A 14,267-nucleotide genomic window follows, 5' to 3' on the forward strand; every position below is an offset into this window, starting at 1 on the left:
AGCCGAGACCGCCCCCGGTCTCAGCCGCCGGGAGTGGGTCCCAGCCCGGCGTCCCGGGCCAAAGCCACGGCCTCCGCGCGGCTGGCCGCGTGCAGCTTGGCGAGGACGTCGGAGACCCGGTTGCGCACCGTCTTCTCCGACAGGAACAGCCGGGCGGCGATCGCGGCGTTCGGCAGCCCGTGCGCGACCAGGTCGAGCACCTCGCGCTCGCGGTCGGTGAGCTCCGGAAAGGGCACCGCGGTCGAGCGGGCCCGCGAGGACGCGAAGAAGGCCAGCACCCGGTCGGCGATCCGCGGGCCGAACACCGCCTCCGACCGAGCAGCCGCGCGCACCGCCCGGGCGATGTCGGCGGCCTCGGACTCCTTGAGCAGGTATCCGCGCGCCCCGGCGCGGAGGGCGGCGAACACCGAGTCGTCGTCGTCGCTCATGGTCAGCACGACCACCGCCGTCCCGGGGTGGGCCGCCGCGATCCGCGCGGTCGCCGGGACGCCGCCGGTGCCCGGCATCCGCAGGTCCATGAGGACGACGTCGGGGCGCAGCGCGTCGACCGCGCCGACGGCGGCCTCGCCGTCGGCGGCGGTCCCGACCACCTCCAGGTCCGCCTCGTCGCCGAGGGCGTCCGCGACGCCGTCCCGGTAGACGGGGTGGTCGTCGACGACGACGACCCGGACGACCTCGACCTCGACCCCGGGCTGCGGGGCGGCGGTCACGAGGTGGCCAGGGGGAGTCGGGTGCGCACGGTGGTCCCTTCGCCGGGTGCGGAGTCGATCTCGAGGGAACCGCCCAGCTCGGCGGCCCGCTCGCGCATGCTGGTGGAGCCGACGCCGGACACCGCGCCCGGGTCGATGCCGAGGCCGTCGTCGGTGATCTCGACGAGCAGCGCGTCGCCGGTGACGGCCAGGCGCACCCAGCAGGTCGTGGCCCCCGCGTGGCGGACGGCGTTGGCGACCGCCTCGGTGGCGATCCGGTAGGCGGCCACCTCGACGGCGGCCCGCAGCGGCGGGAGGTCCGGGGCGACCACGGTGACGGTGGCACCGCCGTCGTCCCCCGGGCGCCCGGGCCCGCCGGCCGCGACCGTCATCCGGTAGGCGGCCACGTGCTCGCGCAGCGCGCCGACCAGGCCCAGTTCGTCCAGCGCGGGCGGCCGCAGGTCGTCGACGGCGCGGCGGACGGCGGCGACGGTGCGCCGCATCTGGTCGCGCAGCCGGCCGGCCAGGGCCGCGAGGTCGCCGAGGTCGCCGTGGTCGCGGCGGTCGCCATGGACGGCGGAGTCGGCGGGCCCGCCGGCGCTCCCGCCGGCGAGCTTGCCCGCCAGCCGCTCCAGCTGCAGCGCCATGCCGGCGAGCTCCGGGCCGACCCCGTCGTGCAGGTCGTGCCGCAGCCGGCGGCGCTCCTCCTCGCGGCCGGCGACGATCCGCTCGCGGCTGACCTGCAGGTCGTCGACCAGCTCCGCGGCCCACACGAGGACGGCGGCGCGGCGGGCGACGTCGTCGAACGCGGCCCGCTCGGTGCGCCGCCAGCGCTCGCCGGGGGACCGGTGGCAGATCCGCAGCTCGCCGACGCGGGTGCCGAGCGCGGTCAGGCCGAACACCTCGACGTCCATCTCGGGCGCCGCGCCCGCCGAGGTGACCGCCGCCAGCCGGGGATCGGCCGGGACGACGGACACCCGCGGCAGCCGCAGCGCCCGGGCCACCTCGTCGACCAGCGCCTGCAGGGCGTCGACCGGGCCGCCGGCCAGGTCCAGCGAGCTGCCGACGCGCGTGGCGACGGCCAGCGGATCGCGGCGCTCGCCGTACAGCAGCCGGTCGACCCCGCGCTGGGCCCGCTCCCAGCCGGCGGCCGCCGCGAGGGCGGCGATCGCGGCGGCGGCGACGGCGATCCGCCGCTCGCCGGCGCTGATCTCGCCGACCAGCGCGACGAAGCCGACGTAGGCCACCAGCAGCAGCACCGACAGGACCGTGAACACCAGCGCCCGGCTGACCACGAGCCCGACGTCGAACAGCCCGTGCCGCAGGACGGCGATCGCGACGCTCACCGGGACCGCGGCGAAGCCGAGCGCGAAGACCGCGTCGGAGGCCGGGGTGGCGTCCAGCGCGAAGGAGCCCAGCGTGCACAGCACGAGGACGGTCACGCCGAGGGTCAGCCACTGCAGCTGGGTGCGCTCCATGCCGCGCGCGCGGCGCATGCGCAGCACGAGCGCCGCCACCCCGGCCGGCGCCCCGACGAGGAACGTCAGCTGGGAACCCAGCCGCAGCACGTGCTCGGGCAGGTCGCCCGAGGTGACCGACAGCGGGTTGGTCACGGCGTCGGTGAAGTCGGAGTAGCGGCGGACCATCGTGGCCAGCACGGTGACGGCGACCGCCGCGACGAGCACGCGCGCGAACGGCCGCCACCGGGGCGAGGGCAGCGTGCCGGTGGGGAAGAACAGCGGGACCAGGGCGAGGACGACGAAGTAGGGCGTGAACCCCCACGCGGTGAGCCAGACGGCGAAGCCGCCCAGCGGTCCGGACCAGCCGTGCTCCAGCACCGGGCCCTGCACGTACTGCCCGGCCAGCAGGTAGGGGCCGAAGACCGCCGTCGTCAGCAGCAGCCGGCCGATCCGGGTGCCGGGCTCGCGGCGCAGCACCAGGGCGGCCACCGGCGGGTACAGCAGGCCCATCACGGCGTCGGAGCCGTAGACCGGGGTGCCGTCGAACCAGGTGCCCAGCGCCACCGCGACCGCGGTGCAGGCGACCCCGGTCAGCGCGAGGACCCCCGGCAGCCAGGCGCGGACGCCGACGGCGGGGGTGCGGACGGCGGACGGTCCCGGCACGGGCGACATCCTGCCGGGCGGGGTGTCCCGGACGGCAGGGACTCGCACCCCTCCGGGTGGGGATCCGGCGCCGCCGGACCGGGGCCGGGGACCCGCCGTGGCCGCGCCCGGGACCTCGGGACGCGCGGCCCTGGGAGCCGGGACACGGGGCGCCCGAGGGTTCCGCCGTCCCCGGATCGCCCGATCCCTCCCCCAGGAGACCGTCATGACCGTCCCGGCACCGGCCCGCGCGCCCGCTCCCGGCACGCGCTTCCGCCGGATCGGGGGCGCGGTGTCGCTCATCGCCTCGGGCGCGCTGGTCTGTGCGAGCCTGGCGATGATCCCGTACGGGAACCGGACCGACGCCGAGTACCTGCAGACAGGCGCCGACCACACCGCGGACGTCCTGTGGGCCGCCGTGGTGGCGCACTACGGCTACCTGCTGCTCCTGCCGGCGGCGCTCACGCTCGTGCACCTCGCCCGCCGCCGCGCCCGGCGGATCGCGCTGGCCGCGATGGTGCTGACCGGGCTGGGCGCCGGGCTCTCCGGCCTGGCCGCCGTCGACCTCTACGACGTGGCGCTGGCCACCGAACTGCCCCCCGACCGGGCGCTGCACGTGTTCGAGGTCGCCGGCGGCCACGGGCAGGCCGCGCTGATCGCCGTGCCGTCGATCCTCGGCCTGGCGCTCGGGACCACCCTGGCGCTGGCCGCCGCCTGGTGGGCCCGGGCCGTCCCGGTGTACCCGGTGGTGCTCGGCGCCGTGGGCTGGGGCGTCGTCCTCGTCGTCGACGGCGACGCCTGGCTGCCCTCGATCGGCACGGCCCTCGTCGCCGTCGCCCTGGCCTGGGCCGGCGCGATCGTGCTCCGCATGCGCGACGACGTCTGGGACCGCATGTGAAGAACCGCCCCACCCCCACCCCGAGAGGAACCCGCATGTCCGCACCCGTCGACCACCCCGCCGTCCACCCCGCCGGAGGCCTGCCCACCGCAGGCGCCCCGCCCCGCGACCTGCCGTCCGGCAACCGGTTCCGTCGCATCGGCGGCGGCCTGTCGCTGCTGGCGTCCGGCACCCTGGTGTGCGCGAGCCTGGCGATGATCCCGTACGAGAGTTCGACCGACGAGGCGTACCTGCAGACCGGCATCGACCACACCGGCAACGTGCTGTGGGCGGCCGTGGTGCTGCACTACGGCTACCTGCTGCTCCTGCCGGCGGCGCTCACCCTGATCCGCCTGGGCCGCCGCCGGATGCCGCGGACGGCGACCACGGCGATGGTGCTGGCCGGGCTCGGCGCCGGGCTCTCCGGCATCGTCGCGATCGACTTCTACGCCGTCGCCCTCGCCACCGAACTGCCTCGCGACGAGGCGTTGCGGCTGTACGAGGTCAGCGAGGGCTACGTGCAGTCCTCGCTGATCACGCTGCCGGCCGTGCTCGGCGTGGTGCTCGGCACCTGCGTCGCGCTGTTCGTCGCGTGGCGGGCGAGGGCGATCCCGGTGGCGCCGATGGTCCTGGGCATCGCGGGCTGGGTGGGCTTCGCCGGGTTCGCCGGCGGCACCTGGCTGCCGACGGCGACGACGGCGCTGGTCGCGGTCGCGCTGGCGTGGTGCGGCGTCGTCGTGCTGCGGATGCGCGACGAGACCTGGGCCGCCGCCTGAGGGCCGCCGCCTGAGAGGCTCGGTGCCACGGCAGCGGGGGCCCGGGGGGCGTCGCCTCCGGGCCCTCGGCGCGGCTTCAGGCGAGCCGGGACAGCTCCGCCGGCAGGGCCCCGGGCGCGAGGACGGCGAGCCGCTGGGTGGCGCGGGTGAGCGCGACGTAGAGGTCGTTGCGGCCGCGCACCCCCTCGTCGAGCACCCCCTGCGGGTCGACGACGAGCACCGAGTCGAACTCCAGCCCCTTGGCCTCGGTCGGCGTGAGCACCACCGGCCCCCGGGCGGAGTCGGCCTCGGGCCCGGAGGTGATCCCGGCCAGCTTCGCCGACAGGGCGTCCGCGACCGCCGCGGCCCGGCTCGGCGGGACGACGACGGCGAGCGTGCCCTCGTGCGCCGTCCAGTCCACGACCCGCTCGACCACCCGCCCGACGAGGTGCTCCTCGCCGGTGGTCTCGGCCTCCGGCGGCTCCCCGCCCTCGCGCACCGACCGCGGCGGGGTCAGGCCGGTACCGCCGGCGGCCAGGACGTCCGCCGCGACGGCCATGATCTCGGCCGGCGTCCGGTAGTTGACCGTCAGCTCCTCCAGCCGCCACAGCCCGGCGGCGTGCGGGTCGAGCACCTCGGCCCAGCGGTCGGCGCCGGCGAGGGTGCCGGTCTGGGCGACGTCCCCGACGACGGTCATCGAGCGGGTCGGGCAGCGGCGCGCCAGCAGGCGCCACGCCATCGGCGACAACTCCTGCGCCTCGTCGACGACGACGTGGCCGAAGGTCCAGGTGCGGTCGGCGGCGGCCCGCTCGGCGGTCGTGCGCAGGTCCAGCTCGCGCTGCCGGTCGGCCAGCCGCTCGGCGGTGAGCAGGTCGCCGGCGCTGAGCACCTCGCCGTCCTCGCCGTCCTCCAGGTCGGTGGAGCGGGAGCCGTGGAGCAGGTCGAGGGTGGCCTGCGCCTCGGCCAGCCGGCGGCGGTGGTCGCGCCCGGCGCGGCCGCGCTCGGCGGAGTCGTCGCTGCCCAGCAGCTCGTCGGCCTCCTCGAGCAGCGGGACGTCGGCCACGGTCCACGCGCCGTCGGGGCGGTGCAGCCGCGCGCGGTCGGCCGCGCTCCAGCCGGGCGTGGCCTCGGCGATCGCGGCCGGGTCGGCGAGGAACTCCCGCAGGAAGCGCTCGGCGGTCAGCCGCGGCCACAGCCGCTGCACCAGCGCCCGCACCTCCGGTTCCCCGCCGACCTCGCGGCGCAGCGCGGCGACGTCGTCGCGGCCGAACAGGTCCCGGCCGCCGTCGATGCCCGCGCCGAGGGCGTCGGCGTACCGCTTGGCGAGCAGGTCGACCAGGCGGCGGGCGAACTCCGGCCGGCCCGGGTTGTGCAGCCGCGCGGCCTTCCGCGCGGAGGTGCGGACCCGGGCGACGTCGACCGGCCGCAGCCGCACCGGCGTCCCGTCGACGAGGACCGTCACCGGCGCGTCCGGCACCACCTGCCGCGCGGCGACGGCCCGCTCCAGCACCTCGGCCATCTCCAGCCGGCCCTTCAGGGCCGCGGCCTCGGGCGCCTCCTCCGCGCGGGCGTCGACGCCCGGCCGCAGCTGGCCCAGCCCGGAGAGGAGGACGCCGGTCTCGCCGAGGGAGGGCAGGACGTCGGCGATGTAGCGCAGGAAGGTCGGCGTCGGCCCGACCACGAGCAGGCCGCGGCGGGCCAGCCGCTCGCGATGGGTGTAGAGCAGGTACGCCGCGCGGTGCAGGGCCACCGCGGTCTTGCCGGTGCCCGGGCCGCCCTGGACGACGAGCACGCCACCGGCGTCCGCGCGGATGATCCGGTCCTGCTCGGCCTGGATGGTGCGGACGATGTCGGTCATCCGGCCGGTGCGCGAGGCCCCGAGCGCGGCCAGCAGCGCCGCCTCGCCGGTGATCTGCAGGCCGTCGGCGTCGGCGGCGGTGAGGGCGTCGATCACCTCGTCGTCGAGCCGGACGACGGTGCGCCCCCGGGTGCGGATGTGCCGCCGCCGGACGACGCCCAGCGGGTGCATGGGGGTGGCGGTGTAGAACGGCCGCGCCGCGGGGGCGCGCCAGTCGACGAGGGCGGGATCGGTCCGCGCGTCGTCGGCGGCCAGCCCGATCCGCCCGACGTAGAGCGCGCCGTCGGTGACCCGGTCGATCCGGCCGACGACCAGCCCGGCCTCGGCGGCGTCCAGCGCGGTGACCCGCTCGGACTGGAACCGCACAGTGGCGTCGCGCTCCTGCAGGTCCTGCGGCGAGACCGCCGGGGAGGTGATGGCCTGCCGCAGCCGGCGCGCGGCGAGGTCGCGGGCAGCGTCCAACCGCGCGTACAGGTCGGTGACGTACTCCTGCTCGAGGGCCAGCTGGGTGTCGGCGGCCGGAGGGGCGACGGCACGTTCGGACCGCGTGGTCGGCAAGGCACTTCTCTCTGTCGGGCGCTCGGGACGGACCCGCCATTGTGCTCGTCGGCGGACGGTCCGCCAGGAGACTCACCCGAGGAGGGCGACGAGCTGCTCGGCGAGCTCGACCGGACGGGCCAGCGCCGCCAGGTGCCCTCCCGGCACCTCCGTGACCGGGAGGCCCAGCCGTTCGGCGGCCACGCGCCGCTGGAAGTCGACGGGGAAGAACCGGTCGTCGCGCCCGGCCAGCACGACGGTCGGGACGTCCGGCCAGGCGGGCAGCGGCCACGGCTCCGCGAAGGGAGTGCCGGACTGAACGCGCTGCGGCGGCGCCGTGGCGAGCACCTCGGCCGGCACGTCGTGCACGAAGACCTCGCCGGACGCCTCGACGTCGTGGCCGGTCGCCGTCCACCAGTCCCCGCCGGTCTCGCCGGGGAGCGGGACCATCGCGTTGAGCAGCACGAGCAGCCGCACCGGCAGCCGATCGCAGACCAGCGGCGCGGTCAGCCCGCCCATCGACTGGGCCACCAGCACGACGTCGGGCGCGTCGCCCGCCGCGGCGACGACGGCGTCGGCGTAGGCGGTCAGGCCGGCCGCGTCGTCGTCGGCCGGGAGGTCGACGGCGACCGCGGGGACGCCGCGCCGCTCCAGCTCGGGGACCAGGCGGCTCCAGTACCAGGCGGAACCGCCGGCACCCGGGACGAGCACGAAGGTGGGGGGCACGGGAGTTCGACCGGCCCGCGCGCGGGAACTCATCGGCAGGGACCTCCTCCGGTGGCAGCATGCGGCGGGTGCCGGCCGCACCCGACCTGCTGACCCCGGGCCGCGTCGAGTGCCGCATGCTCGGGCCGCTGGAGGTGCGCGTCGGGGGCTGGCCGCTCGCGCTGGGCGGGCGCAAGCAGCGCCTGGTGCTCGCCACCCTCCTGCTCGCCGGCGGCCGGGCGGTGTCGGCCGAGCGGCTGGTCGACGTGCTGTGGGGCGAGGACGCGCCCCCGACGGCGCGCAACACGCTGCAGGCGCACGTGTCGGGCCTGCGCCGGGTGCTGGGCCCGGTCGGGGCGCCCGCCGTGGTGCGCCGCGATCCGGGCTACGCCGTGGACCTCGCCGGCGTCGACCTCGACCTCGCCCGCTTCCGGGCCGCGGTCGACGAGGGGCGGGCCGCCCTGGCCGACGGCCGGCCGGACGCGGCGGTGCCCGCGTTCGACTCCTCCCTCGCCCTCTGGTCGGGCCCGCCGCTGGCCGACCTGGCCAGCGAGCCCGGGCTGGCCGCGGAGCTCCGCGCGCTGGAGGAGGACCGGCTGGCGGCGGTGGCCGGCCGGGCGGAGGCGCGCCTGGCGTCGGGCTCCTCCGCGGCGCTGATCGCCGAGCTCACCGAGCTCACCGCCGTCCATCCGCTCGACGAGCACCTGCGGGCCCTGCTGGTGCGGGGCCTGTCCCGGGCCGGCCGGCCCGCGGACGCGCTCGGTGTGCTGCGGGCCGGCCGCCGCGTGCTGGCCGAGGAACTGGGCGCCGATCCCGGAGCCGAGCTGCGCGACCTGGAACGGGCCCTCCTGGACGCCGAGGACCTGCGCGGGCTGGAGCGCGAGGCCCAGCCCTTCCTGCTGCACCGGGACGCGTCCGGCGAACAGCGGGCGGACCCCCTCGACCCGGCGCGCAGCCCGGTGACGATCGGCCGGTCGCCGGGGAACGCGGTCGCGCTCCCCTGGGACCGGGAGGTCTCCCGGCTGCACGCCCGGCTCGAGTGCACCCGGCTGGGGTGGGTGCTCGTCGACGTCTCGCGCAACGGCTCCCTGGTCGACGGCGTGCTGGTGCGCGGGGGCCGGCGGCTGCTGCGCGACGGCGCGGTGCTCCGGATCGGGGACACGGTGCTGCTCTTCCGGTCCGCCTCGCCGGCGCGGCCGGTCCCGCGGGAGACGGGGCCGGCCACCGCCGAGGCGCCGGTCTCGCTGCTCGCGGGGCTCTCGGGCGGCGAGCACGACGTCCTGGCGACGGTGCTCGCCGTGCCCGCGGGCGGCTTCACCGGCGCCCGGCCCGAGGACCTGCTCGCCGAGGTGCTCGCGCTGCCGGTGGAGCGGATCGACGAGGCCGTCGGGGCGCTGTGCCGGCGGTTCGGGGCGCCGGACGCCGGGCCGGGCCGGGTGCCGGCCCTCGCCGAGCGGGCCCGGGTGCTGGGGCTCGCATCGGCGTGATCCCGGCCGTCCTGCGTCACCCGAAGAACGAGCCGAGCACGTCGTCGAGCACCTCCTGCAGGGTGTCCGGTGCGCCGGTGGTGTCGTCCACGCCGGCGTCGTGCAGGGAGGGAGCCGCGGTCCCGGCGTCGGCGGCGTCGCCGACGGTCACCGCGTCGTCCCCGGCGGTCGCGTAGTCGTAGCCGTACCCGTACTCGTAGGTGGCCTCCCAGTAGATCCACCCGTCGGACTCGACGAAGACGTAGGTCACCGTCTCGTACGCGTAGGAGTAGTCGGTGGCGGCCTCGGACCAGTCGGCGTACCCGTCGTCGTCGGCGTCGTAGAAGAGCGTGTCGACGTACCCGTCGTCGTCGGTGTCGGCGCCCCAGACGTCGGGCGCGCCGTTGCCGGTGGTGTCGACGCCGACGGCCTCGACGTAGCCGTCCTCGTCCTCGTCGAAGGCCCAGGTGTCCTCCCAGCCGTCGGCGTCGGTGTCGACGCCGACCTGCTCGAGGTAGCCGTTCTCGTCGTAGTCGTAGCCGAAGGTGTCCTCCCAGCCGTCGGAGTCGCCGTCGAAGCCGTAGGTGTCGTAGTAGCCGTTGGCGTCCGTGTCGTAGGCGGTGAAGGAGACGGTGTCGGCCGAGGCCGTGCCGGCGCCGGTCAGCGCCAGCGCGACGACGGCCGCGGCCGGGACGGCGCAGCGGAGCAGGGTGCGGGGCAGGCGGGTGCGGGTCATGGGTCCTCCTCGATCGGGGAGCCGGTCGGCTCCGATGCGAGGACGTTCGCGGGGGGCGCTGAAGGACCGCTGAAGGCCGCTGAGAGCCGTCTCACTCCGCCCGAGGCCGACGGCAACCCCGGCGACACCGCGCCGTCACGAGCCCTGCCTAGCGTCGGACGCGACGGTCGTGCGAGCCGCGGCCGGACGACGACACGGGAAGGGGGAGGTCATGAGCGCCACCAGCACCATCCAACGGATCACCTGGATCTGCCCGAACTGCTCGGGCGAGTCACGCGCCCGGCGCAAGCGCTGCGCCCACTGCGGCACGTCGCGGCACTAGAGGACGGGCCCGTCACCCGGCGGGCGGGGCTCCGCGCAGCCGGACCACCGCGGCGCGGTAGCGACGCCGGCCGGCCAGCCGCCAGGCGAGCCGGGTGGCCGGGGGGAGGGCCGCCAGCAGCCGCGCCCGCTCGTCGGCGCAGGCGTCCTCGAGGGCGAGGCCGAGCACGAACAGCCGCTCGCGGCCCGACAGCGAGCACGGGGCGGCCGCGGTGATCGCGGTCCACTCGGCGGCGGGCAGCGCCGCCAGCAGCGGGAGCAGGTCGTGCTCCTCGGTCGCGGTCTGGTCGTCGACGGCGTCGGCGAGCGCCCGGCAGGCCAGGGTGAAGGCATCGCGGGCAGCGGCGGTGCCGGTGACGGTCCACTGCCGGGCGGCGGTGGACAGGCCGCGCGCCAGGTCGTCGAGGCGCGCGCAGCGGGCGGTCTCCTCCGCCACGCGGGCCCGTCCGGGCCCGTCGGGCAGGGAGCGGAGCAGGGCCGGCCAGATCAGGTCGCGCTCCGTGGCGTGGTGCTGCAGGAGCAGCCGGCCGACGAGGTGGGCGTGCGCGGCGAGCGCGGCCGCTCGCGGCGCGTCGTCGGGCGCGGCCCAGGTCGACAGCTCGCCGAGAAGGTGGACCTCGCGGCGGACCAGCCGGTGCAGGACGTGCTCGTAGGCGGCGGGGCGGGCCGGTGCCGGGGCCGGTGCCGGAGCCGCTGCCGGAGCCGCTGCCGGGTTCCCGGTGGAGACGATCGGGACGGCGGGGGAGTCGGAGCGGGGAAGGACCGCGGGGCCGGTCATGGCGCACCTCGATGCGGTCGGGGAACTGCTCGGTACGCCGGGACGGTAGGACCGCCGGTGTCCCGGGCGCCAGGGCTCTCCGTCCCCTCCCGACCGGGCGGCAGGAGGGGGGTCGCACGGGCACCATCGGCTCTGCGTCACGTAGGTTTCGAGCCGTGTCGGTGATCTCCCGCAACCGGGTCCGGGTGAGCGGTGTCCCCGACGGGCGGCCGATCGTGTTCGCCCACGGCTTCGGCTGCGACCAGGAGATGTGGCGCTTCGTCGCGCCCGACTTCGAGCGTGACCACCGCGTGGTGCTGTTCGACCACGTCGGCTGCGGGGGGTCGGACCTGTCCGCCTACGACCCCGACCGGTACGGCTCGCTGCGCGGTTACGCGGAGGACGTCGTGGAGGTCTGCCGCGAGCTGGGGCTCCGCGACGCGGTCCTGGTCGGGCACTCGGTCAGCTCGATGATCGGCGTCCTCGCGGTGCGGGCGGCGCCGGAGCTGTTCGGGGCGCTGGTGATGATCGGCCCGAACCCGCGCTACGTCGACGACGGCGACTACTCCGGCGGCTTCAGCCGGGCCGACATCGCCGGCCTGCTCGACTCCCTGGACAGCAACCACCTGGGCTGGTCCGAGGCGATGGCCCCGGTGATCATGGGCAACCCCGACCGGCCGGAGCTGTCCGCGGAGCTGACGAACAGTTTCTGCCGCACCGACCCCGACATCGCCCGCCGGTTCGCGCGGGTCACGTTCCTGTCCGACAACCGGGCCGACCTGCCCGCCGTCGCGGTGCCCACGCTCGTGCTGCAGTGCTCGGACGACGCGATCGCCCCCGAGGCGGTGGGCCGGTACGTGCACGCCCACGTCCCTGACAGCTCGTTCATCCAGCTGGCTGCGACGGGACACTGCCCCAATCTGAGCGCGCCCGAGGAGACCGTCGCGGCGATCCGCGCGTGGCTGCCCGCGCCGACCCGGAGGGCGTGACCGCGGCAGCCGTGGACGACTCGACCCCCTCGATCGCCGGCGCCGAGCTGGCTCGGCTGCTGGAGGACGATCCCGCCGACCTCTACGAGAACGCGCCCTGCGGCTATCTCTCGATGCTGCCGGGCGGCGAGATCGTCAAGGTCAACCGCACGCTCACGACGTGGCTCGGCCGCGACGCCGGCGAACTGGTCGGAACCCACTTCGCCGACCTGCTCACCGTGGGCGGGCGCGTCTACAACGAGACCCACCTGGCGCCGCTGCTGCGCATGCAGGGCGCGGCCCGCGAGGTGGCCCTGGACCTCGCGCTCGGCGACGGCGCGGTCCTGCCCTGCCTGCTGAACGCCGTCGAGGTCCGCGACGCCGTCGGCGCCCCGGCGCTGATCCGGGTGACCCTGTTCGAGGTCTCCTCCCGGCGCCGCTACGAGCGGGCGCTGCTGGCCGCCCAGCGCACGGCCGCGGAGTCCGAGAACCGGTCGCGGACGCTGCACCAGATGGTGTCGCAGCTGGCCGCGGCAGTCTCGGTGCACGACGTGGCGGAGGCGCTGGTCGAGCGCGGCCGCGCGGCCGTCGACGCCGGTGGCGGGGCGCTGTGGCTGCTTCCGGCGGCTGCCCCGGGGGATCCGCAGCGCGGCCGGCCGGACCTGCGCCTCGTGGCGGCGGCGGGGATCTCCACCCGGCTGCGGGACGAGTTGGAGGCGGCCGGTGGTTCCCGGCTGCTGCGCCCCGGCGGGGTCCGCGTCGTCTCCTCGGGTGCGGAGGTGGAGCGCTCCTGGCCCGGCCTGGCGGCCGCGATGCACGACGAGCGGATCGACGCGCTGGTCCTCGTCCCGGTCACGGCCGACGGCCGGCACCGGGGCGGGCTGGTGCTCGTCCTCGGCGCCTCCGGGAAGGGCGAGCTGATCAGCCTCACCGAACCGGGAAACGGCGGTGACCTGTCCCCGGCCGACGCGGACCTGCTGGCGACCATGGGCCGGCAGGCGGGACAGGCGCTGGAACGGGTCTGGCTGTACGAGGAGACGGCGCGGCAGGCGGCGCGCTCGGCCTTCCTGCTCGACGCCGCGCGCCTGATGTCGGCGGCGGCCGGGGTGACCGAGACCGTGGAGCGGCTGGCGGAGCTGGCGGTGCCGCGGCTGGCCGACGTCTGCGTGATCGACCTGCTCACCGAGCACGGCCCGGTCCGGCCTGCCGCGCGGCACGCCGACCGGTCACGCCAGCCCCTGGTCGACCGGCTCCGCGACCTGCACCTGCCCTCGCGCGGCGGCGCGCACCCGGGGGCGCAGGCCGTCGAGTCGGGCCGGACGGTGTGGATCAGCGAGATCACCGACGCCGTCCTGGGCGAGATGACCCAGGACGAGCGGCACCTGGAGCTGGTCCGCGGGCTGGAGCTCACCGGCATCGTCGCGGTGCCGCTGATGGCCGACGGGCGGGCGCTCGGGGTCCTGACGCTGGGCGTGGACCGCCGGCGGGCCGCGCTGACCGCGGCCGACGTCGAGGTGGCCGAGCAGCTGGCGCTGCAGGTGTCGCAGGTGGTGGACAAGGCGCAGCGGCTGGAGCTGGAGACGCAGACCTCGCACACGCTGCAGGCCAACCTGCTGCCGCCCGCGCCGCCGCCGGTGCCGGGACTCGAGGTCGCCGTCCGCTACGTGGCGGCGAGCCGCGGTGCGGACGTCGGCGGCGACTTCTACGACGTGGTGCCCCTCCCCGCCGGCGGGGGCGTGGCGCTCGCTGTGGGCGACGTGGTCGGGCACGACATCACGGCGGCGGCGGTCATGGGCCAGCTCCGCAGCGTCCACCGGGTGCTCCTGGCCGACCGGCCCGGCCCGAGCGCGATCATCGACCGGTTCCAGGCCGGCTGGGGGCTGCTGGGGCTCCAGCGGATGGCGACGGCGATGTTCGGCTCGCTGGACCCGGCGACCGGGCAGCTGCGGCTGGCCTCGGCCGGGCACCTGAGCCCGTTGATCGTCAGCGCGTCGGGCGCGGAGTTCCTCGAGGTCCGGCCCAGCCGGATGCTCGGCGCCCCGCCCTCCGCGTCGCCGGCGGTGGAGTGGGCGGGCGTGCTGCCGGTCGGGGCGACGCTGGTGCTGTTCACCGACGGCCTGGTCGAGAGCCGGACCGCCGACATCGACGAGGGGCTGGCGCTCCTGCTGCGCGCCGCGGAGGCGGCCCACGGGGACGGCCCCGATCAGCTCTGCGACCGGCTGCTGGCCGAGCTGATCGGCGACCACCGGGCCGACGACGTCGCGCTGCTGGCCATCGCCCGCGTGTGAGGTCGGGCTCCCGGCGGGTGCGGGTGGCCGGAGCCAGGTACAACCGGTGGCGGACGGACACCACACCGACGTGGGGAGACCCGGCGACGATGAGCAGCGAAGCACTGACCCTGGCGCCGGCGCCGCGGTCGGAGGCGGCCGAGCGGGTGCGGGTGGAGGTGCGGGAGTTCCTGGCGGCGGAGGTGGCGGCGGGGTCGTTCGTGCCGCA

The 14,267-nt window shown here is 76.9% G+C and carries 12 protein-coding genes; 6 read left to right on the forward strand and 6 right to left on the reverse strand.

Annotation, left to right across the window (positions count from 1 at the left end):
- Window positions 1–20: 20 nt before the first annotated feature.
- Together BMY88_RS17935 and BMY88_RS17940 are read right to left on the reverse strand one after the other, a co-directional pair.
- Entirely contained in the window at window positions 21–710 is a 690-nt protein-coding gene (locus BMY88_RS17935) for a response regulator (protein ID WP_091946678.1), read from the reverse strand.
- On the reverse strand, window positions 707–2,812 hold the full coding sequence (locus BMY88_RS17940; RefSeq protein WP_091946681.1) for a sensor histidine kinase: 2,106 nt from the start codon (window positions 2,810–2,812) through the stop codon (window positions 707–709). Before BMY88_RS17940 ends, BMY88_RS17935 begins: the two co-directional genes overlap by 4 nt.
- A 205-nt stretch (window positions 2,813–3,017) precedes the next feature.
- Here BMY88_RS17940 and BMY88_RS17945 point away from each other — a divergent pair, with 205 nt between their 5' ends.
- Together BMY88_RS17945 and BMY88_RS17950 are read left to right on the forward strand one after the other, a co-directional pair.
- Window positions 3,018–3,689, forward strand: coding sequence for a hypothetical protein (locus tag BMY88_RS17945; protein WP_091946684.1), 672 nt, complete (start codon window positions 3,018–3,020; stop codon window positions 3,687–3,689).
- Window positions 3,690–3,724: 35 nt separating this feature from the next.
- Window positions 3,725–4,444, forward strand: coding sequence for a hypothetical protein (locus BMY88_RS17950; protein WP_091946686.1), 720 nt, complete (start codon window positions 3,725–3,727; stop codon window positions 4,442–4,444).
- A 76-nt stretch (window positions 4,445–4,520) separates the two neighbouring features.
- Here BMY88_RS17950 and BMY88_RS17955 read toward each other — a convergent pair whose 3' ends face one another.
- A complete protein-coding gene (locus tag BMY88_RS17955) occupies window positions 4,521–6,839 on the reverse strand; it encodes a HelD family protein (protein ID WP_244524772.1) in 2,319 nt (772 codons plus the stop codon).
- 72 nt (window positions 6,840–6,911) lie between these two features.
- The gene (locus BMY88_RS17960) at window positions 6,912–7,544 is read right to left on the reverse strand and encodes an alpha/beta fold hydrolase (protein WP_211435705.1); all 633 of its coding nucleotides are present in this window, start codon (window positions 7,542–7,544) and stop codon (window positions 6,912–6,914) included.
- A 68-nt stretch (window positions 7,545–7,612) separates the two neighbouring features.
- Between BMY88_RS17960 and BMY88_RS17965 the strand changes: the two genes are divergently transcribed.
- Window positions 7,613–9,010 (forward strand): AfsR/SARP family transcriptional regulator, encoded by a 1,398-nt coding sequence (locus tag BMY88_RS17965; protein WP_170861165.1) that lies wholly within the window; start codon window positions 7,613–7,615, stop codon window positions 9,008–9,010.
- A 16-nt stretch (window positions 9,011–9,026) separates the two neighbouring features.
- Here the strand turns inward: BMY88_RS17965 and BMY88_RS17970 are convergent, their stop codons facing one another.
- Window positions 9,027–9,725, reverse strand: a complete 699-nt coding sequence (locus BMY88_RS17970) for a hypothetical protein (protein WP_091946696.1) — start codon at window positions 9,723–9,725, stop codon at window positions 9,027–9,029.
- Between the two features lie 211 nt (window positions 9,726–9,936).
- Between BMY88_RS17970 and BMY88_RS24500 the strand changes: the two genes are divergently transcribed.
- On the forward strand, window positions 9,937–10,047 hold the full coding sequence (locus BMY88_RS24500; RefSeq protein ID WP_244524773.1) for a DUF2089 domain-containing protein: 111 nt from the start codon (window positions 9,937–9,939) through the stop codon (window positions 10,045–10,047).
- Window positions 10,048–10,059: 12 nt separating this feature from the next.
- Here BMY88_RS24500 and BMY88_RS17975 read toward each other — a convergent pair whose 3' ends face one another.
- Window positions 10,060–10,824, reverse strand: coding sequence for a hemerythrin domain-containing protein (locus tag BMY88_RS17975; protein WP_091946700.1), 765 nt, complete (start codon window positions 10,822–10,824; stop codon window positions 10,060–10,062).
- 155 nt (window positions 10,825–10,979) lie between these two features.
- Here BMY88_RS17975 and BMY88_RS17980 point away from each other — a divergent pair, with 155 nt between their 5' ends.
- A complete protein-coding gene (locus tag BMY88_RS17980; RefSeq protein ID WP_244524774.1) occupies window positions 10,980–11,792 on the forward strand; it encodes an alpha/beta fold hydrolase in 813 nt (270 codons plus the stop codon).
- Window positions 11,762–14,059 carry a SpoIIE family protein phosphatase gene (locus BMY88_RS17985; protein WP_244524775.1) on the forward strand — a complete coding sequence of 766 codons (2,298 nt, stop codon included), beginning with the start codon at window positions 11,762–11,764 and terminating at the stop codon, window positions 14,057–14,059. Before BMY88_RS17980 ends, BMY88_RS17985 begins: the two co-directional genes overlap by 31 nt.
- Window positions 14,060–14,267 lie beyond the last annotated feature (208 nt).

It is taken from the genome of Trujillonella endophytica, assembly GCF_900110555.1.
In the GTDB taxonomy this organism is placed as follows: domain Bacteria; phylum Actinomycetota; class Actinomycetes; order Mycobacteriales; family Geodermatophilaceae; genus Trujillonella; species Trujillonella endophytica.

Excerpts from the sequence above, each read along its gene's own strand:
- BMY88_RS17975 (WP_091946700.1), bottom strand. The coding sequence starts at position 10,824 with ATGACCGGCCCCGCGGTCCTTCCCCGCTCCGACTCCCCCGCCGTCCCG.
- BMY88_RS17945 (WP_091946684.1), top strand. The coding sequence starts at position 3,018 with ATGACCGTCCCGGCACCGGCCCGCGCGCCCGCTCCCGGCACGCGCTTC.
- BMY88_RS17970 (WP_091946696.1), bottom strand. The coding sequence starts at position 9,725 with ATGACCCGCACCCGCCTGCCCCGCACCCTGCTCCGCTGCGCCGTCCCG.
- BMY88_RS17950 (WP_091946686.1), top strand. The coding sequence starts at position 3,725 with ATGTCCGCACCCGTCGACCACCCCGCCGTCCACCCCGCCGGAGGCCTG.
- BMY88_RS24500 (WP_244524773.1), top strand. The coding sequence starts at position 9,937 with ATGAGCGCCACCAGCACCATCCAACGGATCACCTGGATCTGCCCGAAC.